The sequence below is a fragment of the Achromobacter sp. ACRQX genome (genome assembly GCF_022346505.1).
Taxonomy (GTDB): Bacteria; Pseudomonadota; Gammaproteobacteria; order Burkholderiales; family Burkholderiaceae_B; genus Achromobacter; species Achromobacter animicus.
Map to the genome: position 1 here is coordinate 17,137 of NZ_JAKRML010000011.1, position 22,082 is coordinate 39,218.

Here is a 22,082-nt window from a genome sequence, read left to right on the forward strand (position 1 = left end):
TCCTATTCGCCGCGCTTGCGCAGTTGCGGGTTGAGGGCGTCGTTCAGGCCTTCGCCGATCAGGTTGATGGCCAGCACGGTCAGCAAAATGGCGACGCCCGGCCACACGCTCATCCACCACGCTTCGCGGATCATCGTGCGCGCCGCGCCGATCATGAAGCCCCAGCTCATCAGGTTGCGGTCGCCCAGGCCCAGGAACGACAGCGACGATTCCGTCAGGATGGCGGTCGCCACCATGAAGGAGGCCGACACGATGATGGGCGACATGGCATTGGGCAGGATCTGCGTGCCCACGATGCGCGCCGGCGTCTGGCCAATCACGATGGCCGCCTGCACGAATTCGCGCTGCTTGAGCGTCATGAACTCCGACCGCACCAGCCGCGCGGCCGGCGGCCAGGACACCACGGCGATCGCGCCCATGATCGAATACACCGACGGGCTCAGGATGGCGACCAGCACCACGGCCATTGCCAGTTGCGGAATGGTCTGGAAGAACTCGGTGAAGCGCATCAGCGCGTCGTCCACGCGGCCGCCGCAATAACCGGCCACCGAACCCACCAGGATGCCGAACAGCAGCGCCACGGCGGTCGACAGCAAACCGACCATCAGCGACACGCGCGCGCCCCACACCAGGCCGGCCGTGATGTCGCGGCCCAGCATGTCCGTGCCGAACGGATAGTCCGCATTGGTGAACGGCGGGATCAGCGGATCGGCCACCATCATCCACGGCGATTCCTCGTACAGCAGCGGCGCCGCCAGAGCCACGGCCACCACGATCAGCATGATGACCAGGCCGGCCACCGCCCCGTAATTGCGCATGTAACGTTGGGCGAATGACTTCATGCGGAGGCTCCTTGCTGCGCACCCGCGCCGATGCGCGGATCGATCAGGCGGTACAGCACGTCGGTCAACAGGTTGAAGACGACGACCATGATGGACGTGACCAGGAAGATGCCCAGCAGAAGCTGGTAGTCGCGTTGCAGCAGGGCGTCAAACATCAGACGGCCGATGCCGGGCCACGCGAAGACGGTTTCGGTCAGGACCGCGCCGCCCGCCATCTGCCCGAGCTGGATGCCGGCAAACGTGATGACCGGCAGCAGCGCGTTGCGCAGCACGTGCGCGCGGATCACACGGCTGGGGCTCACGCCCTTGGCGCGGGCCGTTTTCACAAAGTCCATGCCGATCACTTCCAGCATCGACGCGCGGGTCAGCCGCACATAGACGGCCATGAAGAAGCAGCCCAGCGTCACGGTCGGCAGGATGAGGTGCAGCGCGATGTCGCCCGCACGTGCCCAGCCGGTCAGGCTGGCGCCCACGGTTTCCATGCCGAACGCCGGCAGCCAGCCCAGCACCACCGAAAACAGCAGAATGCCCATCAGCGACAGCCAGAAGAGCGGCGTGGCGTACAGGAGCAGGGCCCCGGTCATCACCGAGCTATCGATCCAGCGGCGCTTGTTGCGGTAGCGCGCCTTGGCCGCCACCACGCCCAGCAGCACGCCCAGCACGATGGAAAACACGAACGCGCACGACATCAAGAGGAACGTGGCGGGCAGGCGCTCGACGATCAAGTCCAGCACCGGCACGTGGTTGCGGTACGAAAACCCCAGGTCCAGCTGCACCACGCCCTTCAGATAAAGCAGGAGCTGCGTCAGGATCGGCTTGTCCAGCCCGAAAGCGACACGCAGCTGGTCCACGTAGGCGGCATCGCCCGCGCCGGCCTGGCCGGCGAGCACGGCGGCGGGGTCGCCGGGCGCCAGCCGTATCAGGAAGAAATTGATGATCACCACGCCCAGCACCACCACCAGGGCCTTGCCGATGCGGGAAAGCAGGAAAGACAGGAATCTCATGCTCGGGTCCTTTCAGGACGGGCTTTGCCGGCGGCAAGCGGGCCCATCGCGCAGCGGGGCGCCGCCGCGGGTCAAACCCACGGCGGCGCTTCGGCAGCGCTTACTTCTTCTCGATGTAGACGTCGTCGAACGACTCGTTCAGACCGATGGCGGTCTTGACCAGGTTCTTGACGTTGGCGCGAGACAGGGTGGGGAACTCCATGTCGACCAGGAATCCGTTGGCCACCTCGTTGACGAGGGTCGTCTGGATCTTGGTGTAGAGCTCCTGGCGCTTGGCCGGATCGACCTCGGAGGCGGCGGCCTCCCACAGCTTGTCGGTCTCGGGATTGCTGTATCCCTGCACGTTGGCGAAGGGCGAACCCTTGACGATGTTCGACGAGATGTACAGCCGCTGCACGCCCAGCGCGGGGTCGCCGTACTGGTAGGTGAAGGTGGTGGTCAGGTCGAAGTCCCAGTTGCCGGTGCGGCTGGCCCAGCCGCCCGCGTCGGTCGATTCCACATTCACCTTGAAGCCAAGCTGTTCCAGCGCCTGCTTGGTGTATTCACCCAGGCGATCCCAGGTCGAGCCATACGGAAAACTCAACTGGCGGATCGTGTAGTCGCCCGGCTTGATGCCTGATTCCTTGATCAGCGCGCGCGCCTTCTTCATGTCGAACGGCATCGGCGGCATGTTCTTGTCGTAGAACATCTCGGTCGTCACGAACGGGCTGGTCGACACCTTGCCCAGGCCGAAGAAGATGTTGTTGACAACCATGTTGCGGTTCATGGCCGCCATCACCGCCTGGCGCACCTTCAGGTTGTCGAAGGGCGGCTTGCGCATGTTGAAGATCAGGTAGGCCTGCGGCGAGAACATCTCCCAGCCGGCAGTGGTGTATTCCACGTTGGGCAGGCCGCGCAGGCGCTTGATGTCGACGTTGTCCACGTCGCCGCCGCGCAGCACATCCACGCTGCCGCGCTCAAAGGCCACGGCGCGCGAGGCCGCATCCGGAATCACGTTGAACACCAGCTCATCCAGATAGGGCTTGCCCGGCTTCCAGTAGTCGGGATTGCGCGCCAGCTTGATGTATTCGCCGCGCTTCCATTCCTTGAAGACGAACGGGCCGGTGCCCACGGGCTTCTGGTTGGCGGGGTTGGTCATGTAGTCCGTGCCGGCGTACAGATGCTTGGGCATCATCGGCGCAAAGCCGGGTTCGAACATCAGCATGAAAGCGGGGAACGGCGTCTTCAGCTTGATGACCACGGTCTTGGCATCCGGCGCCGTCACGGAATCGACGAACTTGTTCAGGATGACGCGGGCACGCGCATGGGTCTTGGGCAGCATCTCCGCCAGCGAGAACACCACGTCTTCGGACGTGAACGGTTTGCCGTCATGCCACTTCACGTTGTCCTGCAGATGGAAGGTGTAGGTCAGCCCGTCAGCGGCGGCTTCCCAGGACTTGGCCAGGCCAGGTTGCGGCTTCAAGTCGGTGGAGTAGGTCAGCAGGCTTTCGTAGATCTTGCCTGCAACGAATTGCGTTGGCCCCTGCTGATTGATGGCCGTCACGATGACCGGCGGTTCGGGCTGCACGATCATGTTCAGCGTGCCGCCCTTGGTCTGGGCGAACGCCTGCGTGGCGGGCAGCGCGGCCGCAAGGACCAATGCGCCGATGCTTAGGGAAAACCAGTTTTTCGATTTCACTGCGAGCCTCCGGGCTGGAAAGGGTCGGACAGGCGGCCGCCTGGACGCGGCGATAGCCGTGCCGAATCAAGCAAACCTCATGCCACCTGCGTTTCTCGGGTACTGCGGGTGGAGCTGCTGCAACAATGCTTCGTTCAGGTGCTGGTTAAGGCGCCGCGCACCAATGCGGAGAATTCAATGGTGCTTCGCCAGGGCGGCGAAGGCGGCGCGGTCGTCGGCTGCGGTGCGGTGAGTGTCCGGCTGCAAGTTTTTCCCCTTTGCATTTTTTGTTGGACGAATCAGGCGTGCTGGCTACGGCTTGGGCAAATCATTCAGGGCGCTGACTGGCGCCATTGGCCCGGGCCACCATGGCGTCGAGCAAGACGTTGCACCCGGCCTCCAGATGCTCGGGCCGGGCGTCTTCGATTTCGTTGTGGCTGATGCCGTCCTTGCACGGCACGAAGATCATGGCGGTGGGCGCGACGGCGGCCATGTAGACGGCATCGTGTCCGGCGCCGGTGACGATGTTCATCGCGGGCAGACCACGGTTCGCGGCGCCCTTGCGCACCTTGTCGACCAGATCGGGATCGAATGGCGTCGGCGGAAAGTACTGCACATCCTTCACCTCGACACGCACGCCATGCGCGACGGCGATGTCGTCGCAGACGCGCCGCCAATCCTGGTCCATGCGGTCCAGCGTCGCCTCGTCTTCGTGGCGCAGGTCGGTGGTGAAACGCACCTGGCCCGGGATCACGTTGCGCGATCCGGGAAATGCGTGGATCTCGCCCACCGTGCCGCGTCCATGCGGCTGATGGGTGTTGGCGATGTTCACGACCGCCTGGAGCAGGAAGCTCGTGGCAAAAAGCGCGTCGCGGCGGATCGCCATCGGTGTCGGGCCGGCGTGCATTTCCATGCCGGTCACCGTGACGTCGTACCAGCGCAGCCCCAGTGACCCCGTCACCACGCCGACGGTCTTTTCCTCGTGCTTAAGGATCGGGCCCTGCTCGATATGCGCCTCGAAATAGGCGTCGACGGGGCGGCCGCCCACGGGATCGGCGCCCGCGTACCCGATGGCGGCAAGCTCGTCGCGCACGCTGATGCCCTGCGCGTCGCGGGCCGACAGCGCGGTTTCCAGCGGGAATTTGCCGGCGAATACGCCCGATCCCATCATGACCGGCACAAAGCGCGAGCCTTCCTCGTTGGTCCAGATGGCCACTTCCAGCGGGGCGTCGGTCTGCACGCCCGCGTCGTTCAGGGTGCGGATGACTTCAAGCCCGGCCAGCACGCCATAACAGCCGTCGAACTTGCCGCCCGTGGGCTGCGTGTCGATGTGGCTGCCCGTCATGACAGGCGGCAGGCTGCCGTCGCGGCCCGCGCGCCGGGCAAAGATGTTGCCCACCTGATCCACGCGCACCGTCATGCCGGCATCGCGCATCCAGCCAGTCACCAGATCGCGCCCCTGGCCATCGAGCGCGGTGAGCGCCAGGCGGCAGTTGCCGCCCTTGGGCGTCGCGCCGATCTGCGCAAGATCCATCAAGGATTGCCACAGCCGGTTGCCGTTGATGGACAGGGTGGGTGTCGTCATAGATCGCCTCGGGGGTTGGAAACGTCGCCAAAGTCCTCGCGCAATCGCGCCAGGATGCCAAGCAGGTGTGCGTGCATGGCGTGGCGCGCCCGCATGGGGTCGCGCGCCACGATCGCAGTCAGGATGCGCTGGTGTTCGGCATGGGCGACGGCCCACACCTTGGCATCGACGAAGTAGTCCTGCATCCGGCGGTACACCGAGCTGGACTGGGTCAGGTTCCACAGGTGGCCCACCGCGGCGGCCAGCGCGGCGTTGCCGCAGGCGGCAGCGATCGCGCCGTGGAATTCGCGGTCGTGCCGACCGGGGTAATCCGTTAGCGACATGCCCTCATGGGCTTCGCGGATCGCCGCAAGCTGGGCGGGCGTGGCGTGCTGGGCCGCCATGCCGGCGCATTCGGGTTCGATCAGGAGGCGGGCTTCCAGCAGGTCGAACGGGCCGATGTCGTCGGTGCTCTGCGCCGCACTGGCGTTCGGCCCGGCGCCCCACGCCGCGCCGCCGCCTTCCTTGTCCGCCACGAAAACACCGGTGCCGACGCGGACCTCGACGTAGCCCTCGATTTCAAGTGCGATCAGCGCTTCGCGGATCGACGCGCGGCTGACCTGCAATTGTTCGGCCAGATCCCGCTCTGATGGCAACCGCCGGCCGCGCGGAAAGTCGCCGGCCCGGATGCGTCCAGCGATCTGGTCGGCGATCATGCGATACAGACGAGTGACAGCGACGGCTTGAAAGGTGCTCATCGGGCGGTCTGCGCAAAGGGTTGGCCTGGTGGTCAGGCCACCAATATAGGCACCTCGCCCTTGAAACAAAAGGGGAAACCGCCGCTTTCAGGGAAAACGATGTGAGGGAATCCACTGCTGTTCGTCTGGTGGTCAGGCCAGTTGGAGGTTATCGGCCTGAGTTCGACGCGTGTCTACTGCCCGTCGTCGTCCGGTTCCGGCGTTTGCGTAAACGCTCGGACCAGGCGGGCGATGCCGTCGAGTTCGTCATGGGCGCCCACCACCCATTCCGGCTTGCCGAACGGGCTGTCGGCCGGCGTGTTGTCCAGATTGGCCTTCAGGTCGCCCAGGAGTTCCAGCGCCATGTCGGTGGCCTGGGGGCTGCTGCGGGTCGACAGGGCGATCGCAATCGCCAGTGCTTGGCGCATGGCCAGCAGGCGGCCTTCCAGTTCGGTTTCCATTGATTGATCCTTGTTTGCTGCGGGAATCTCGCGGCGGGAGTCCGTGGCGGGAATCGGGCTGCGCGATTCTCGGCATGCACGTCTTGCCCGGTGTGTCGCGGCATTTTACGGGGCAGGGCGGCGCAGCAGGATGGCGCTCGCTCGCCGTGGCAAAGCTTGCCCCGCGGCAGACGCGGTGCTCGCCGTTTGCGCAAGATCAAAGTGCCGGGGGGCGGGCAGGCGAATAATCCGGGTTATGCAAGCCGCTCTACGCCCTCAATCTTCGGAATCGCCGGCGCCCGCCACCGCCGAGCCGTTTTTTCCTCCCCAACTGCTGGCCCGGTTGGACAAGAACGGGCCGCGATACACCTCGTATCCCACGGCAGACCGTTATCACGGAAGCTTCGGCGAGCAAGACTACCGCCTCGCCCTGCAGCGGCGGCGCGCAACCAGCCCGGCCGAGCCACTGTCTCTCTACGTGCACATTCCTTTCTGTGAATCGGTCTGTTATTACTGCGCCTGTAACAAGGTGGTGACCCGCCACCACGACCGCGCTGCCCGCTATCTGGATGCGCTGTCCAGCGAAATCGCGCTGCATGTGCAGGAACTGGGTCCGGGCGTGCCGGTATCGCAACTGCATTTCGGGGGCGGCACCCCCACGTTCCTGTCCAACGAGGAACTGGCGCGGCTGATGGGCGATCTGCGCGGCGCCTTCCGCTTTGAGCCCGATGCCGAAATTTCCGTCGAAGTCGATCCTCGCACCGCTACCCCCGAACGCCTGGCCTTCCTGCAGCAACTGGGCTTTAACCGCTTGAGCTTCGGCGTCCAGGATTTCGACGAACGCGTACAGGTCGCGGTGCACCGGGTCCAATCGTACGAAGACGTCGCCGCGCTGATGCATAGCGCGAGGGCCTTGGGCTATGCGTCGGTCAACGTTGACCTCATCTATGGGCTGCCGCTGCAAACCACCGAATCCTTCGCCCGCACCATCGAGCAGGTCATCTCGCTGCGTCCCGACCGCATCGCGCTCTATGCCTACGCGCATCTGCCCGAACGCTTCAAGCCGCAGCGCCGCATTCAAGAATCCGACCTGCCGGACCGCGCCACGCGAGTCGGCCTGCTCAGCTCCGCCATCCAGGGCTTTCTGAAGCAGGGCTACACGTATATCGGCATGGACCATTTCGCGTTGAACACCGACGCACTGGCCATTGCCAAGCAACGCGGCGAGCTTCACCGCAATTTCCAGGGTTACAGCACACAGCCGGATCGCGACCTCATCGCGCTGGGCGTGTCGGCCATCGGACGCATCGGCGACACCTACAGCCAGAACGCGAAGATCCTCGACGAATACTACGCGGCCATCGAATCCGAGAAGTTCGCCGTCGAACGCGGTCTGGCCCTTAGCCCCGATGATCTGGTCCGCCGCGAAATCATCATGGACATCATGTGCCAGGGCCGCGTGGACTTCGCCCGCATCGAGGCCAAGCATGGCCTGCAATTCGGCGACTACTTCAGCCGCGAGCTCTCGCAGGTGGCCAGCCTGGCCGAACTGGGCCTTGTGAATCTGCACCTGGGCGAATTGCGGGTCACCGGCCTGGGCTGGTACTTCGTGCGGGCCGTGGCCATGGCCTTCGACAAATACCTGCGATCGGCCATTCCCACCGCCACGTACTCCCGCATCATCTGAACTCTCGCGCGGCCAACCGGCCGCGCGTTTCATTCGGCAAACTTGTCGCGCAAGTACAGCGCCAGCGACAAATCATCCGACAGCCCCAGCTTGCGCATGGCGCGGCGCTTGTGGGTGCTGACTGTCTTCTTGCTGCGCACCAGCCTGCGGGCAATCTGTGTCACTGACAGGCCCTGCCTGATGTGGCGCAGCACCTCCACTTCCGACGTCGTCAGCAGCGCATGCGGCGCCGTCGGCTCCATGCTGCAGATCTGTCCGTCTTCGACCGTCAGGAACGGCGTATTGGCCTCGACCACGCCGCGGATCATGTCCGGCAGCAGGACCAGACCCCATTGTTTTGCCAGGTAACCGGCGGCGCCGGCCCGAAAGGCGGCGTACTCGGTCTCTTGGCGATTGCCTGCGGAAAAGGTGATGACCGCCATGTTGGGGTGATAGCGGCGCACCCGCCGCAGGTAGTTGACGCCATCGAAGGGTTCCAGGGGCAGATAGAAGTCGATCAGCGCGACGTCGCACGGCTGCTTGGCCAGTTTCTCCAGCAAGGAGCGCGCGGAGGTCTCGCGGTGCACCACGTGAAACCCAGGGCGGCTTTCCAGAAAGGCGCCAATGCCCAGCGCGACGACGGGATGGTCGTCCAGGACCGCGACCCGGATCACCGGCGGCGGCCGCGACAGCAGCAGGTGCTTGCGGGCCTCTAAGCCGTCCGCCGGCGCGATAAGCGGGCCGTGAAGCGAGCCGCCGGTCATCTGGCTTGCAGTCTCTGAAACGCGATTCATCGTTGCTCCACGATCGGATGGGGGGCCAGGGCAATCCGCGCGGCCACGACGCGGCGGTCGCTGACGCATTTCCGTGCGCGGCCCTGAAATTCGTGGGCAGATTACGTGTTCGGCGCGCGTTTGAGTTACCAAACGGGCCAAAATCAGACCGATCCGTCGGCACTAAACATCTCGCTGCGTCCCCGGTGCGCTCACTGCAATCCTCCGTGGCGTTTTCGCCACGGAAAGCCCGCAAACGGTGCTACAATCGGCAACGATCCATGCAGCTATTTCGGCTGCATTTGTTTTGCTGCACCTTGATTCGCGCCCCGCAGTGCGCGCACCAACAGGCCCAAACATGTTTTTCCCGCCCGCACGAACTACGACCCGGAACTTTCGCCCCATGTCGCGTTAGTTTTTTCGTGCGTCGGGTTTCACCGTGTCAGGTCAGCGGTAGGACTCATCAAGACAATCAAATGAACGCGGCTACCAGGCCGCGTTTTTCGTTTCTGTTTTTGTTTTTCAGTTCCAAGAACCCCAGGAAGCACTCCCGATGGTACAGATCACATTGCCCGATGGTTCGCAGCGCCAATATCCGGAACCGGTAACGGTTGCCGAAGTGGCGCAATCGATCGGTACGGGCCTGGCGAAGGCTGCCCTGGGCGGCCGCGTGACGTTCGACGGCGCGGAATCCAAGCTCGTCGACACCAGTTTTCGCATCGCAGAAGACGCCCGTCTGGCCATCGTGACGGCCAAGGATGCGGACGGCCTGGATCTGATCCGCCACTCGACCGCCCACCTGCTGGCCTATGCCGTCAAGGAGCTCTTCCCTGATGCCCAGGTCACCATCGGCCCTGTGATCGACAACGGCTTCTACTACGACTTCTCGTACAAGCGCCCCTTCACGCCGGAAGATCTGGCCGCCATCGAAAAGAAGATGGCCGAACTGGCCAAGAAGGACGAAGTCGTCACGCGCGAAGAATGGTCCCGCGACGACGCCGTCGAATTCTTCAAGGGCATCGGCGAAAAGTACAAGGCGGAAATCATCGCCTCGATCCCGTCCAACGAGACGCTGAGCCTGTACCGCGAAGGCGACTTCATCGACCTGTGCCGCGGCCCGCACGTGCCGTCCACGGGCAAGCTCAAGGTTTTCAAGCTGATGAAGGTGGCAGGCGCCTACTGGCGCGGCGACAGCAAGAACGAGATGCTCCAGCGCATCTACGGCACCGCCTGGGCAACGAAAGAAGAGCAGGAAGCCTACCTGCACATGCTCGAAGAGGCCGAGCGCCGCGACCACCGCAAGATCGGCCGCGAACTCGACCTGTTCCACTTCCAGGACGAGGCCCCGGGCCTGATCTTCTGGCATCCCAAGGGCTGGGCCCTGTGGCAGCAAGTGGAGCAATACATGCGCAGCGTGTACCGCGACAACGGCTACCAGGAAGTCAAGGCGCCGCAGATCCTGGACATTTCGCTCTGGAAAAAGACCGGCCACTGGGACAACTACCGTGAAAACATGTTCACGACCGAGTCCGAAAACCGCGTCTATGGCCTCAAGCCCATGAACTGCCCGGGCCACGTGCAGATCTTCAACGCCGGCCTGCATTCCTACCGCGAACTGCCCCTGCGCTACGGCGAATTCGGCCAATGCCACCGCAACGAGCCCTCCGGTTCGCTGCACGGCATGATGCGCGTGCGCGGCTTCACGCAGGACGACGGCCACATCTTCTGTACCGAAGACCAGCTCCAGGACGAATGCGCCGATTTCACGGCGCTCTTGCAGAAGGTCTATCGCGACTTCGGCTTTACCGAAGTCCTGTACAAGGTCGCCACGCGTCCTGAAAAGCGTATCGGCACGGACGAAGTCTGGGATACGGCCGAAGCCGCCCTGATGGAAAGCCTGCGCCGCACGGGTTGCGAATTCGAAATCTCGCCGGGCGAGGGCGCCTTCTACGGTCCGAAGGTCGAATACACGCTCAAGGACGCCATCGGCCGTCACTGGCAGTGCGGCACGATCCAGGTCGATTTCTCCATGCCCGTGCGCCTGGGCGCCGAGTACGTGGACCAGAACGACCAGCGCCGCCCGCCGGTCATGCTGCACCGCGCGATCCTCGGTTCGCTCGAGCGCTTCATCGGCATGTTGATCGAAAACCACGCTGGCGCCATGCCGCCTTGGCTGGCGCCCGTGCAAGCAGTTGTATGCTGCATTTCCGAACCTTCGGCCGATTATGCTGCCGAAATCACGCAAAGCCTGAAAAAACAAGGCTTTAGAGTAGAGTCCGATTTGCGCGGTGAAAAAATCACTCGTAAAATTCGGGAACACAGCCTGCAAAAGGTGCCGTACATTCTTGTCGTCGGCGACAAGGAAAAGCAAAACGGCACTGTCGCGGTACGTGGATTGGGCGGCCTGGACCTTGGCGCCATCCCGTTCAACGACTTTGTGTCCCGGTTGTCCGAAGACGTCGCCACCCGTCGCGACGTCAATCAACCCGATAGCAGCGCTGCTTAACATTTCTAGGAGCTTTCAACATCGCCACTGAAAAAGCCAATCGCATCAACGGTGAAATCCGCGTCCCCGAGGTGCGCCTGATAGGTCTGGACGGAGAACAGCTGGGCATCGTCAAGATTGCCGACGCGTTCCGTCTTTCCGAGCAAAACGACGTGGATCTGGTGGAAATCGCGCCGAACGCCGAGCCGCCGGTCTGCCGTCTGATGGACTACGGCAAGTTCAAGTACCAAGAGCAAAAGCGCCAAGCCGAAGCCCGCTCCAAGCAGAAGGTCATCCAGGTCAAGGAAGTCAAATTCCGTCCGGCGACCGACGAGGGCGACTATCAGGTCAAGCTGCGCAACCTGCGCCGCTTCCTCGAAGAGGGCGACAAGGCCAAGGTGACGTTGCGTTTCCGTGGCCGTGAAATGGCTCACCAGGAACTTGGCATGCGCGTCCTTGAGCGCGTGCGCGACGATCTCCTGGAGCTTGCCCAGGTCGAAGCCATGCCCAAGCTCGAAGGCCGTCAGATGGTCATGGTGCTGGCGCCGAAGAAAAAGGCTGTGCCTGCAGGCAAGCCCGAATCGGCAGCCTGAGCGCCCGCCGTATCCGGTTCATGCAAGGCTCCGCCTTGCGGTCCTGCAACCCGCCGTGTCCGTCTCGTGACCGGCGGGTTCGCTTATTGACCGGCTCTACGCTACGATGTCACAAAGCATAGCCGCCTTCCCACCAGGGGAGGCGGCGTCCGTTCAGGGTGTCGCGATGCACGTTTTGTTCGTTTTGGATCCCTTGCCGCTGCTCAAGGCGTACAAGGATAGTTCGGTCGCCATGATGCGTGCCCTCGTGGCGCGCGGTCACACGCTCAGCGTGGCCATGCAGGGCGACCTCTACATCGAGGCGGGCGTCGTCAAGGCGCAGACCACGCCGATCGAGCTGGTGGCGGATGCCGACCTGCACGGTCACGACTGGTGGCGCGAATCCGCTTCCCAGGATCTGCCGCTGGCGGATTTTGGCGCGGTCGTGATGCGCAAGGACCCCCCGTTCGACATGGAATACGTGTATTCCACGCATCTGCTCGAATACGCCGAGGCGCAGGGCGCCTGCGTGTTCAACGGCGGTGCGGCCATCCGGAACCACCCGGAAAAGCTGGCAATCACCGAAATCAGCGAGTTCACCGCGCCCACGCTGGTCACCCGCAACATGGCGCGTCTCAAGGCGTTCCACGACAAGCACCAGGATGTCATCGTCAAGCCGCTGGACGGCATGGGCGGCACGGGCGTGTTCCGCCTGCAGCCCAAAGACCCCAACCTGAACGCCATCCTGGAAACGCTCACCGACAATGGCGCGCGCACCATCATGGCGCAGCGCTTCATCCCCGACATCGTCAAGGGCGACAAGCGCATCCTGCTGATTGGCGGCGAACCCGTGCCGTATTCCCTGGCCCGCATTCCCCTGGCCGGCGAAACGCGCGGCAATCTGGCCGCCGGCGGCCGTGGCGTCGCGCAGGAACTGTCTGCCCGCGACCGCGAAATCGCCGAAGCCGTGGCGCCCAAGCTGGCGGCCCGCGGTCTGCTGCTGGTTGGCCTGGACGTCATTGGCGACTTCGTTACCGAAGTCAACGTCACCAGCCCCACCTGTTTCGTGGAAATCGCCGAACAGACCGGCTTCGACGTGGCCGGCATGTTCGTCCAGGCGCTCGAAAAGGCCGTGGCGGCCAAGGCCGCCAGCGCCGCCTCCGTCGCTGCCTGATTTTTCGGAACCGACATGACCACGGGTATTGTGATCGTCGTGCACGCGCCTCTGGGCGCGGCAATGCGCGAATGCGCGAGCCACGTCATGGGCGATCTGGACGGCATGCTGGCAATTCATGACATCCTGCCTGAAGACCTGCCGGATGACCTGGCGCCGGATGTCCTGAAAGACATCCTCGAGCAGGACCACGGCGCGGGCGTCCTGGTGCTGACCGACCTGATCGGCGCCACGCCCGCCAACATCTCCAAGCGCGCGGTCGCCGATGCGCAGGCACAGGGCATCCAGTGCTGTGTGCTCGCGGGTCTCAACACGCCGATGCTGTTGCGCGCGTTGACCTACCGCAACCTGCCGCTGGCCGAAACCCGCGAAAAGGCGCTTGCTGGCGGGGTGCAGGGCGTCTTGCGGGTAGACTGACGGGCGGAAAATTGCCCTATTATGTCGGCTATTATTTCAAGCCGACGATCGGTACGACGATTGGCTGCGATCAACACTGCGGCATAGCCCGCGGTCACCACCTTTCCTATGCCTAATACTGACATTGTCATCAGCAACAAACTGGGATTGCACGCCAGGGCCGCCGCCAAGCTGACGCAGCTGGCCAGCAAGTTTTCCAGCGAGATCTTCATTTCGCGCGGTGCGCAACGCGTGAACGCCAAGAGCATCATGGGCGTCATGATGCTGGCAGCCGGACTGGGCGTCACCGTCAAGCTGGAGGCCTCCGGCAGCGATGCCGAGCAAGCGCTTTCCGAAATCGAAACTCTGTTCGACAGCAAATTCGGTGAGCAGGAATAGACCCTCTCCTGAAGCAACCGGCCCGGCTCGGGCCGGTTCGCCCGTAGCGGCAACCGGCGTGCCCACGACCGGCGCGCCCGCGACCAGCGCACCTCAAGCGGCTGGTTCTGCCGGCCCCGTTGTGTGCCTCTATGGCAAGGGTGTCGCCAAGGGCTACGCCATCGGCCGCGCCGTCGTCATGGGGGCTGCCGCCCTTGAAGTCGCGCACTACCGGATTTCGCCGGAAGACGTGCCCGCGGAAAGCGCCCGCCTGACCGAGGCCCTGGCGTCAGCTCAGCAGGAACTGCTGCAACTGGCCGACACGCTGCCGGCCGACGCGCCGCGCGAGCTGGGCGCGATGCTCAACGTACACAGTCTGCTACTGGGCGATCCGCTCCTGGCCGAACAGACGCTCGCCTTGATCGCCGAGCGCCATTACAACGCCGAATGGGCGCTGACGACGCAGGGCCAGATTCTGGGCCAGCAGTTCGACGCCATGGAAGACGAATACCTGCGCGAGCGCGGGGCGGATGTGCGCCAGGTGATCGAGCGCGTGCTGCACGTCCTGGCCGGCACGTCGGCGATCCTGCCCGACATGTCCCACATGGGCGGCGACGACGCCCTGGTCGTGGTGGCGCACGATATCTCGCCCGCCGATATGCTGCGCTTGCGCGGCGGACGTTTTGCCGCCTTTGTCACTGACCTGGGCGGACCGACCTCGCACACCGCGATCGTGGCGCGCAGCATGGGCGTGCCCGCGGTGGTGGCAATGGGCAATGTGCGCGAACTGGTCCGCGACGGCGACATGCTGATCATCGACGGCTCGGTTGGCGTCGTGGTGGTCAATCCGTCCGAACGCATCCTCCAGGAATACCGTCGTCGCCAGGCCGCCTACGCCGACGAGCGCGCCGAACTCAGCCTCCTGCGCGACGAACCGTCCGTCACCCTGGATGGCATCGACATCGTGCTGCACGCCAATATCGAGCTGCCGGACGAGGCCGCGCTGGCGCTGGCTTCCGGTGCGCACGGTATCGGGCTGTTCCGCAGCGAATTCCTCTTCATGGGCCGGCCCGATCTGCCCGGCGAAGAAGAGCAGTACGAGGCCTATGCTTCGGTCGTCAAGGTGATGGCCGGCCGTCCGGTCACGATCCGCACGCTGGACATCGGCTCTGACAAGACGCTGGACGGCGAGGCCACCGTAGCCACCAATCCCGCCCTGGGGCAGCGCGCGATCCGCTACTGCCTGGCGCGCCCCGAGATGTTCGCGACTCAGTTGCGTGCCATCCTGAGGGCCTCCGCCCACGGACCGGTGCGCTTGCTGATCCCGATGATCGCGCATATGCACGAGGTCGTCGCGACCAAGGCCGCCATCGAGGCCGCCCGGCGCGAACTCGATGCCCGTGGCCAGGCCTACGCGCCGCACATGGAAGTGGGCGCGATGGTTGAAGTTCCCGCCATCGCCATCGCCATCGAACCCTTTGCCCAGGCGCTGGACTTCCTGTCCATCGGCACCAACGACCTGATCCAGTACACGCTTGCCATCGACCGCGGCGACCACGATGTGGCGTCGCTTTACGATCCGCTGCACCCGGCGGTGCTGCGCCTGGTCGCCAACACCATCAATGCCGGCGAGCGCGCGGGCAAGCCGGTGGCCGTCTGCGGTGAAATGGCAGGCGATTCGCGCATGACCCGCCTGCTGCTCGGGCTGGGTCTGACCGAGTTCTCCATGCACCCGCAGCAACTGCTGGACGTCAAGCGTGAGGTCCGCCGGGCGCACTCCAATGCGCTTCGCATCAAGGTGGCGTCGGCGCTGAACCGCGCCTTGCCCGTCGACCTGGACGCGCTCGGCCCGGTCTGATTCGTCCTTCGCGGCGATGGCTGAACCAGGTGTCTGACACCCGTCGAGTCGCTGCCACAAGCTGACGATCATCCCTGCCGGGTGTCTGACACCGTCCCAAGCAAGCAGACATAAAAAAGAGCCCTTCATGATGAAGGGCTCTTTCATTTTCCGATCCACCCCGCCGCGGGTCGCGGCGGGAGCATCGCTGCACCTTAGCTGTGATACGCGGATTCGCCGTGGCTGGTGACGTCCAGGCCTTCGCGCTCCTGGTCTTCCGGCACACGCAGGCCGCACAGAGCATTGGCGATCTTGTAGGCAATCCATGCCACCACGCCGGACCAGACGATGGTCAGCAGCACGCCTTCCAGCTGGACCCACAGTTGGTGAGCAATCATGGAGGGCTCGGCCAGGCCGGGGCCGCCGAAGACCTGCGCATTGAACACGCCGGTGAGCAGGGCGCCCACAATGCCGCCCACGCCGTGGATGCCGAACACGTCCAGCGCATCGTCGGCACGCAGCATGCGCTTCAGGCCGTTCACGCCCCAGACGCAGACCACGCCGGCAACCACGCCGATGATCAGTGCGCCCACCGGACCGACCAGGCCCGCGGCGGGGGTGATGCCGACCAGGCCGGCGACGGCACCCGAAGCGGCGCCCAGCATCGAGGGCTTGCCCTTGATGGCCCATTCCGTGAACAACCAGGCCAGGACGGCGCCCGCCGTGGCGATCATGGTGTTGAAGAAGGCCAGCGTGGCGTTCTCGTTGGCGGCCAGGGCCGAACCTGCGTTGAAGCCGAACCAGCCCACCCACAGCAGGGCGGCGCCCACGAAGGTCATCGGCAGGTTGTGCGGCTGCATGGCTTCACGGCCATAGCCCACGCGCTTGCCAACCACATAGGCGCCCACCAGACCGGCCACGCCGGCGTTGATGTGCACCACGGTGCCGCCGGCAAAGTCCAGCGCGCCTTGTGCGTTCAAGAGGCCAGGCGCCGTTTCAGAGGCGAACCACACCATGTGCGCGATGGGGATGTAGGCGAACGTGAACCAGATCACCGTGAACACCAGCACGGCCGAAAACCGGGCGCGTTCGGCAAAGCTGCCGACCACCAGGGCGCAGGTGATGCCAGCGAACGTGGCCTGGAACGAGGCAAACAGCAGCTCGGTCAGGGAGTTCGACATGGCGTACGTGCCGTCGGCGGGATTGAACATGCCAGAGAAGAAAGCGCGCGAGAGGCCGCCGAAGAAGGCATTGCCCTCGGTGAACGCCAGGGAATATCCATAGATGAACCAGAGAACCAGGCCCAGCACGAACGTGCACAACACTTGCAGCAAGACGGACAGCACGTTTTTGCTGCGCACCAGGCCGGCGTAGAACATGGCCAGGCCGGGTACGGCCATCATCAATACAAGCAGGGTAGAGACGAGCAACCAGGAAATATCTGCTTTATCCATTTTCAGGCTCCATTGAGTCTTTATTTATTTACAGCGCAGCTTCGCCGGCTTCGCCAGTTCTGATACGGATGACTTGTTCAAGGGGGGCGGCAAAGATCTTGCCGTCGCCGATCTTGCCGGTGCGGGCGGCTTGTTCGATCGCTTCGATGACCTGGTCCACAAGGTGGTCGGGCACGGCGGCCTCGACGCGCAGCTTGGGCAGGAAGTCAACGGCGTATTCCGCCCCGCGATAGAGTTCGGTGTGGCCTTTTTGGCGGCCAAAGCCTTTGACTTCGGTGACGGTCAGGCCCTGGACCCCGATTCCGGATAGAGCCACCCGCACTTCGTCGAGCTTGAAGGGCTTGATGATGGCGATGATGAGTTTCATGGCATTTCCTCTCTTGGTTGCACGCTCAGTGGTTAAAGCAATATCCATGCCATGTTGGCCAGCGCTGGCGATGCCCGGGAACGGCGCAAAAGTTGTGCAAAACGGCACCGTTGTGGTGCGCTATGCACCGCAGGCCGGCCTCAATTTGGTGCGCAACAACGCGTAGCAGTCACATGCAACCACATGTGATCCGCAAGAGGGATTTGTAGCCATTTAATGCGAGCGGTTGGGGTGCGGATGTGTGCCGACACTTGTGCGTAGTCGCGTCAACAAAGCGTGTCGTCCGGCGCTCAGCCTTGCGGGCTGCGGTTCTTTGCCCGCCGACGGCCTTTCCACCCCAGCTGGAATTCGTTGGGACCCGTCCAAATTGGGGCGCGACCGTGATACGAGGGTTTACACGGGTCGGCTTGTTGACCGGTGTGGGCTCGAGTTGAATCGGACTCAGGACGTGCATCCGCCATATGGACGATGCACTGCGCGGTCGGATAGACCGGCGGCAAGGTTAGTGGTGTTGGTAGGGGGTTGCCGTCAGGCAGCCCGGTTTTCTCCTGTGCTTTGAAGGGCGGTCACCGCATGCGGCCCGCCCTTTTTTTTGCGGCGGCGCAACCGGCCCCGCCTGAAACAATCTGGCCGACGCACTACACTTGAGCCATCAAGAACATCGAGAGGCCCATATGAACAATCGCACCCAGTGGATGGAAGACCTTCAGAAGAATATTTCCGACCTGATCGCGCGCAGTCCCGCGGCGGACGTCGAGCGCAATGTGCGCGCCATGATGATGCAGGCGTTTTCCAAGCTCGATCTGGTCACCCGCGAAGAGTTCGACGTGCAGGCCGACTTGCTCGCACGTACGCGCGCCCGGGTCGATCAGCTGGCCGCCCAGGTGCAGCAGATGGAACAGCGCCTGACGGGTCTGGACAAGGGTCCGGCGACGGGCCTGGACAAGTAAGCAAGCGCCGCGCACCCGCCACGCGCGGGTCCAGCGCGAGATCGTTTTGTCACGGCCGCTCTCCGCGGCCGTTTGTTTTTGCGGATACTGGCGTCCCGAACTCATCCGGAGACCCCCGTGACGCTTGCCGTACTCGCCAGCAGGGCCCTCAGCGGCATGCACGCCCATGCGGTCCGCGTCGAAACACACCTCGGCCCCGGCTTGCCGGGATTCAACGTGGTCGGGCTGGTTGATACCGAGGTCCGGGAAAGCCGCGAGCGGGTCAGGGCCGCCATCATCAATAGCGGTTTCGAGTTTCCGGCGGGGCGCATCACCGTCAATCTGTCGCCGGCAGACATGCCCAAGGAGTCCGGCCGCTTCGATCTGCCGATCGCGCTGGGCGTGCTGCTAGCGTCCGGTCAATTGGCCGCGCCTGCCCAAGATGGCGCGCAGGCGGGCCGGCAGCGGGGCGGACGTTCCGGTGGGGATTCGGGCGAACAGTCCGTAGACCGCTGCGCGGGCCGCTCCGGCGAACTTCCTGGCGAACGTCCCGGTGAGCATCCCGGTAAAGATCCCGACGGCACTTCCAACGAACCTGCCGGCGACAGCCTCGGCGCACATGCCGCGGGACCTGCCGGCGAGCGTCACGCAGATCAGCCTCGTGCGCCCGATCCCGCGCTCTCCCGCCTGGTGCTCGCCGGCGAACTGTCCCTCACCGGCGCGCTCGTGCCGGTCGCCGCGCCGCTGGTGATCGCCTTGAGCGTCGCCCGCGACGCGCCCGATGCCACGCTGATCCTGCCGGCAGGCAGCGCCGAGCAGGCCGCCTGGGTCCCGGGGTTGCGCGTCCTGTCGGCGCGTTGCCTGGCGGACGTGGCGGCCCATGCTGCGGGCGCGTCGCTGCTGCCCGATGCCGTGCCCGCACCGTGGCCTCCGGTTGCGCCCGTCCCGTGCCTGTCCGACGTGCGCGGCCAGCCCGGCGCGCGGCGCGCGCTGGAAGTCGCGGCGGCAGGCGGGCACAGCCTGCTGATGCTGGGGCCGCCCGGCGCGGGCAAGAGCATGCTGGCCGCGCGCCTGCCGGGCCTGCTGCCGCCGCTCGAGCGGAGCCAGGCGCTGGAAGCGGCGGCGGTGGCGGCAATGGCCGGCATGCCCGACGCGCTGACCGGCCAGCCGCCTTTCCGGGCGCCGCATCATTCGGCGTCGGTGGCGGCGCTGGTGGGTGGGGGCGGGCGGCCGCGTCCCGGCGAAATCAGCCTGGCGCATCACGGCGTCCTCTTCCTGGACGAACTGCCCGAGTTCAGCCGCCGCTCGCTCGAGGCGCTGCGAGAGCCCCTGGAAGCGGGTAGGGTGGTCATCTCCCGGGCGCTGCACGCGGCGCAGTTTCCCGCGCGTTTTCAGCTCGTCGCGGCGATGAATCCGTGTCCCTGCGGCTGGCGGGGCCATCCGGCGCGGGCGTGCACCTGCACGCCGGATCAGGTGGCGCGCTACGCGGGCAAAATCTCGGGGCCGCTGCTTGACCGGATCGACCTGCATGTTGCCCTTCCTCCCTCCGATCCCGCCTGGATGGCCGCGCCGCCGGGCGAAGCGTCTCAGGCTGTCCGGGAGCGCGTCGTCCGTTGCCGCGAGCGTCAGCTTGCCCGGCAGGGCAAGATCAACGCCGCGCTGGCCGGGGCCGAGCTGGACGAGTTCTGCGTCATGGACGCCGACGCGCAGGCGCTGTTGCATCAAGCCATGCGGCGCCTGACTGGCTCCGCCCGGGCCATGCACCGGGCGCTCCGTGTGGCCCGCACGATCGCGGACCTGGACGGCCAGGCCGTGCTCGCGGCCAGTCACGTCGCCCAGGCGGTGCAGTACCGGCGAACAGCCGTATGATCCCCGCCTCCTGTCCCCGTTGTTCGCGGAGCACTCTCCGACTCGACAAAGTCCAGGAAATCACCATATAATCAAAGGCTTTTCCGGATGTGGGTAGCTATTTGTCCGCCTTCGGGAAAGATCCGCGAATCAACGTTGCAGTTCAAAAATCGTTGGTTGCGACCCCCAGAAGTGGCAACAGGTCTACAAGTTTTGGCGTCTTTGGCGTCAAGCACCTGGCGTCATGTAAATCAACAATGCGTGTTTTAGTTTAGGGAATCATCATGCCCAAGATGAAAACCAAGAAAAGCGCTTCCAAGCGCTTTAAGGTGCGCGGCAGCGGCTCCATCAAGCGTGGTCAGGCGTTCAAGCGTCACATCCTGACCAAGAAGACCACCAAGGCCAAGCGTCAACTGCGCGGCTCTGCAGCGGTTCATGACTCCAACGTGGCCTCCGTCAAGGCCATGATGCCTTTCGCTTGATCTAAGGGAGATCTACTATGCCTCGCGTCAAACGCGGCGTAACTGCCCGCGCACGTCACAAGAAAGTCATTGCCGCCGCCAAGGGTTACCGTGGCCGCCGCGGTAATGTGTTCCGTATTGCCAAGCAAGCAGTCATGCGCGCTGGCCAATACGCCTACCGCGACCGTCGTAACAAGAAGCGCACGTTCCGCGCTCTGTGGATCACGCGTATCAACGCGGCCGTCCGCGAGCATGGCGTCAGCTACAGCGTGTTCATCGCTGGCCTGAAGAAGGCTTCGATCGAACTCGACCGTAAGGTCCTGGCCGATCTGGCCGTGCGCGACAAGGCCGGCTTTGCCGCCATCGTGCAGCAAGCCAAGGCTGCCTTGGCTGCCTGATCGCGCGCTTTAACTCATCGCGCATCGCTGCAAACGGGGCTGTAATAGCCCCGTTTGCGTTTTGAAGGCTGGATTTCATGACTCGATTGGTTGACGACCTGGTAGACCAGGCGCAAGAACGGTTCGCCGCGGCCTCGGACGCCGCCGCACTTGAGAACGCAAAAGCTCGCTTCCTGGGCAAGGAAGGCGCCTTGACGGTGCTGCTCAAAGGCCTGGGCAAGCTCGATCCCGAGCAGAAGCGAGAAGCGGGCGCGCGAATCAACCAGGCCAAGCAGAAGATCGAAGAGCTTCTGAACTCGCGCCGCGCCCAACTGGCGCAGGCGGAGCTGGATGCCCGTCTGGCATCCGAAACCATTGACGTCACCCTGCCGGGCCGCGGTCGCGCGCCGGGCGGCATCCATCCGGTGATCCGGACCTGGGAACGTGTGGAAGAGATCTTCCGTTCCATTGGCTTCGACGTGGCCGACGGCCCCGAAGTGGAAAACGACTGGACCAATTTCACCGCTTTGAACAACCCGCTGGACCATCCGGCGCGTTCCATGCAGGACACGTTCTACGTCGACATGAACGACGCGGACGGCCTGCCGCTGCTGCTGCGCACGCACACCAGCCCCATGCAGGTGCGTTACGCCCGCATGAACAAGCCGCCCATCAAGGTCATCGCGCCGGGGCGCACCTACCGCGTCGACAGCGACGCCACGCACTCGCCCATGTTCCACCAGGTGGAAGGGCTCTGGATCGCCGAGGACATCTCGTTTGCCGACCTGAAGGGCGTGTACACCGATTTCCTGCGTTGCTTCTTTGAAAGCGACGATCTGGTCGTGCGTTTCCGTCCGTCGTTCTTCCCGTTCACGGAACCGTCCGCCGAGATCGACATGATGTTCACCTCGGGTCCCAACCGCGGCCGCTGGCTCGAAATCTCCGGATCCGGCCAGGTGCATCCGCAGGTGGTGCGCAACTTCGGGCTGGATCCCGAGCGCTACATCGGCTTTGCCTTCGGCTCCGGGCTCGAGCGCCTGACCATGTTGCGCTACGGCGTCAACGATCTGCGCCAGTTCTACGAAGGCGATTTGCGCTTCCTGCGCCAGTTCAACGAATAA

General features: G+C 64.3%; 21 protein-coding genes. 12 read left to right on the forward strand and 9 right to left on the reverse strand.

The window, feature by feature from the left end; translation table 11 throughout:
• Positions 1–2: 2 nt before the first annotated feature.
• From MHZ91_RS12270 to MHZ91_RS12295, 6 genes are all read right to left on the reverse strand, one after another.
• Positions 3–842 (reverse strand): ABC transporter permease, encoded by an 840-nt coding sequence (locus MHZ91_RS12270; RefSeq protein WP_056569649.1) that lies wholly within the window; start codon positions 840–842, stop codon positions 3–5.
• Positions 839–1,846, reverse strand: a complete 1,008-nt coding sequence (locus tag MHZ91_RS12275) for an ABC transporter permease (protein WP_239213800.1) — start codon at positions 1,844–1,846, stop codon at positions 839–841. Before MHZ91_RS12275 ends, MHZ91_RS12270 begins: the two co-directional genes overlap by 4 nt.
• Before the next feature lie 100 nt (positions 1,847–1,946).
• A complete protein-coding gene (locus tag MHZ91_RS12280; RefSeq protein WP_175124014.1) occupies positions 1,947–3,524 on the reverse strand; it encodes an ABC transporter substrate-binding protein in 1,578 nt (525 codons plus the stop codon).
• A 307-nt stretch (positions 3,525–3,831) separates the two neighbouring features.
• On the reverse strand, positions 3,832–5,088 hold the full coding sequence (locus tag MHZ91_RS12285; protein ID WP_239213802.1) for a Zn-dependent hydrolase: 1,257 nt from the start codon (positions 5,086–5,088) through the stop codon (positions 3,832–3,834).
• A complete protein-coding gene (locus tag MHZ91_RS12290; protein WP_239213804.1) occupies positions 5,085–5,825 on the reverse strand; it encodes a FadR/GntR family transcriptional regulator in 741 nt (246 codons plus the stop codon). Before MHZ91_RS12290 ends, MHZ91_RS12285 begins: the two co-directional genes overlap by 4 nt.
• 173 nt (positions 5,826–5,998) lie before the next feature.
• Positions 5,999–6,265 (reverse strand): hypothetical protein, encoded by a 267-nt coding sequence (locus MHZ91_RS12295; protein ID WP_175124017.1) that lies wholly within the window; start codon positions 6,263–6,265, stop codon positions 5,999–6,001.
• A gap of 235 nt (positions 6,266–6,500) precedes the next feature.
• On the opposite strand from MHZ91_RS12295, the gene hemN reads away from it, so the two are divergent.
• Positions 6,501–7,931, forward strand: a complete 1,431-nt coding sequence (gene hemN / locus MHZ91_RS12300; RefSeq protein WP_239213806.1) for an oxygen-independent coproporphyrinogen III oxidase — start codon at positions 6,501–6,503, stop codon at positions 7,929–7,931.
• 29 nt (positions 7,932–7,960) lie between these two features.
• On the opposite strand, the gene MHZ91_RS12305 is transcribed toward hemN, so the two are convergent.
• Positions 7,961–8,674 (reverse strand): response regulator transcription factor, encoded by a 714-nt coding sequence (locus MHZ91_RS12305; RefSeq protein WP_175124188.1) that lies wholly within the window; start codon positions 8,672–8,674, stop codon positions 7,961–7,963.
• Between the two features lie 562 nt (positions 8,675–9,236).
• Between MHZ91_RS12305 and thrS the strand changes: the two genes are divergently transcribed.
• The 6 genes from thrS (at position 9,237) to ptsP (ending at position 15,546) form a co-directional block, all read left to right on the forward strand.
• The gene (thrS, locus tag MHZ91_RS12310; protein WP_175124019.1) at positions 9,237–11,189 is read left to right on the forward strand and encodes a threonine--tRNA ligase; all 1,953 of its coding nucleotides are present in this window, start codon (positions 9,237–9,239) and stop codon (positions 11,187–11,189) included.
• A gap of 20 nt (positions 11,190–11,209) precedes the next feature.
• Positions 11,210–11,761 carry a translation initiation factor IF-3 gene (infC, locus tag MHZ91_RS12315; protein ID WP_076812461.1) on the forward strand — a complete coding sequence of 184 codons (552 nt, stop codon included), beginning with the start codon at positions 11,210–11,212 and terminating at the stop codon, positions 11,759–11,761.
• A gap of 166 nt (positions 11,762–11,927) precedes the next feature.
• The gene (gene gshB, locus MHZ91_RS12320; protein ID WP_218343342.1) at positions 11,928–12,914 is read left to right on the forward strand and encodes a glutathione synthase; all 987 of its coding nucleotides are present in this window, start codon (positions 11,928–11,930) and stop codon (positions 12,912–12,914) included.
• A gap of 15 nt (positions 12,915–12,929) precedes the next feature.
• On the forward strand, positions 12,930–13,331 hold the full coding sequence (locus MHZ91_RS12325; protein ID WP_056569684.1) for a PTS sugar transporter subunit IIA: 402 nt from the start codon (positions 12,930–12,932) through the stop codon (positions 13,329–13,331).
• 108 nt (positions 13,332–13,439) lie between these two features.
• A complete protein-coding gene (locus MHZ91_RS12330) occupies positions 13,440–13,709 on the forward strand; it encodes an HPr family phosphocarrier protein (RefSeq protein ID WP_006387993.1) in 270 nt (89 codons plus the stop codon).
• Complete coding sequence (gene ptsP, locus MHZ91_RS12335; RefSeq protein WP_370647804.1) at positions 13,645–15,546, forward strand: phosphoenolpyruvate--protein phosphotransferase; 1,902 nt, start codon at positions 13,645–13,647, stop codon at positions 15,544–15,546. The genes MHZ91_RS12330 and ptsP overlap by 65 nt, the downstream gene beginning before the upstream one ends.
• Before the next feature lie 194 nt (positions 15,547–15,740).
• Here the strand turns inward: ptsP and amt are convergent, their stop codons facing one another.
• Both amt and MHZ91_RS12345 read right to left on the reverse strand, forming a co-directional pair.
• On the reverse strand, positions 15,741–16,979 hold the full coding sequence (gene amt / locus MHZ91_RS12340) for an ammonium transporter (protein WP_175124021.1): 1,239 nt from the start codon (positions 16,977–16,979) through the stop codon (positions 15,741–15,743).
• A gap of 28 nt (positions 16,980–17,007) precedes the next feature.
• A complete protein-coding gene (locus MHZ91_RS12345) occupies positions 17,008–17,346 on the reverse strand; it encodes a P-II family nitrogen regulator (RefSeq protein ID WP_006218735.1) in 339 nt (112 codons plus the stop codon).
• A 674-nt stretch (positions 17,347–18,020) separates the two neighbouring features.
• Between MHZ91_RS12345 and MHZ91_RS12350 the strand changes: the two genes are divergently transcribed.
• The 5 genes from MHZ91_RS12350 to pheS all read left to right on the forward strand — a co-directional run bounded on the left by MHZ91_RS12350 (position 18,021) and on the right by pheS (position 22,082).
• A complete protein-coding gene (locus tag MHZ91_RS12350) occupies positions 18,021–18,296 on the forward strand; it encodes an accessory factor UbiK family protein (protein WP_239213808.1) in 276 nt (91 codons plus the stop codon).
• Between the two features lie 117 nt (positions 18,297–18,413).
• Entirely contained in the window at positions 18,414–20,144 is a 1,731-nt protein-coding gene (locus tag MHZ91_RS12355; protein ID WP_239213810.1) for a YifB family Mg chelatase-like AAA ATPase, read from the forward strand.
• 263 nt (positions 20,145–20,407) lie between these two features.
• The gene (rpmI, locus tag MHZ91_RS12360; protein WP_008159912.1) at positions 20,408–20,605 is read left to right on the forward strand and encodes a 50S ribosomal protein L35; all 198 of its coding nucleotides are present in this window, start codon (positions 20,408–20,410) and stop codon (positions 20,603–20,605) included.
• Between the two features lie 17 nt (positions 20,606–20,622).
• Positions 20,623–20,982 carry a 50S ribosomal protein L20 gene (gene rplT, locus MHZ91_RS12365; RefSeq protein WP_006218741.1) on the forward strand — a complete coding sequence of 120 codons (360 nt, stop codon included), beginning with the start codon at positions 20,623–20,625 and terminating at the stop codon, positions 20,980–20,982.
• A gap of 77 nt (positions 20,983–21,059) precedes the next feature.
• Complete coding sequence (pheS, locus tag MHZ91_RS12370) at positions 21,060–22,082, forward strand: phenylalanine--tRNA ligase subunit alpha (protein WP_239213812.1); 1,023 nt, start codon at positions 21,060–21,062, stop codon at positions 22,080–22,082.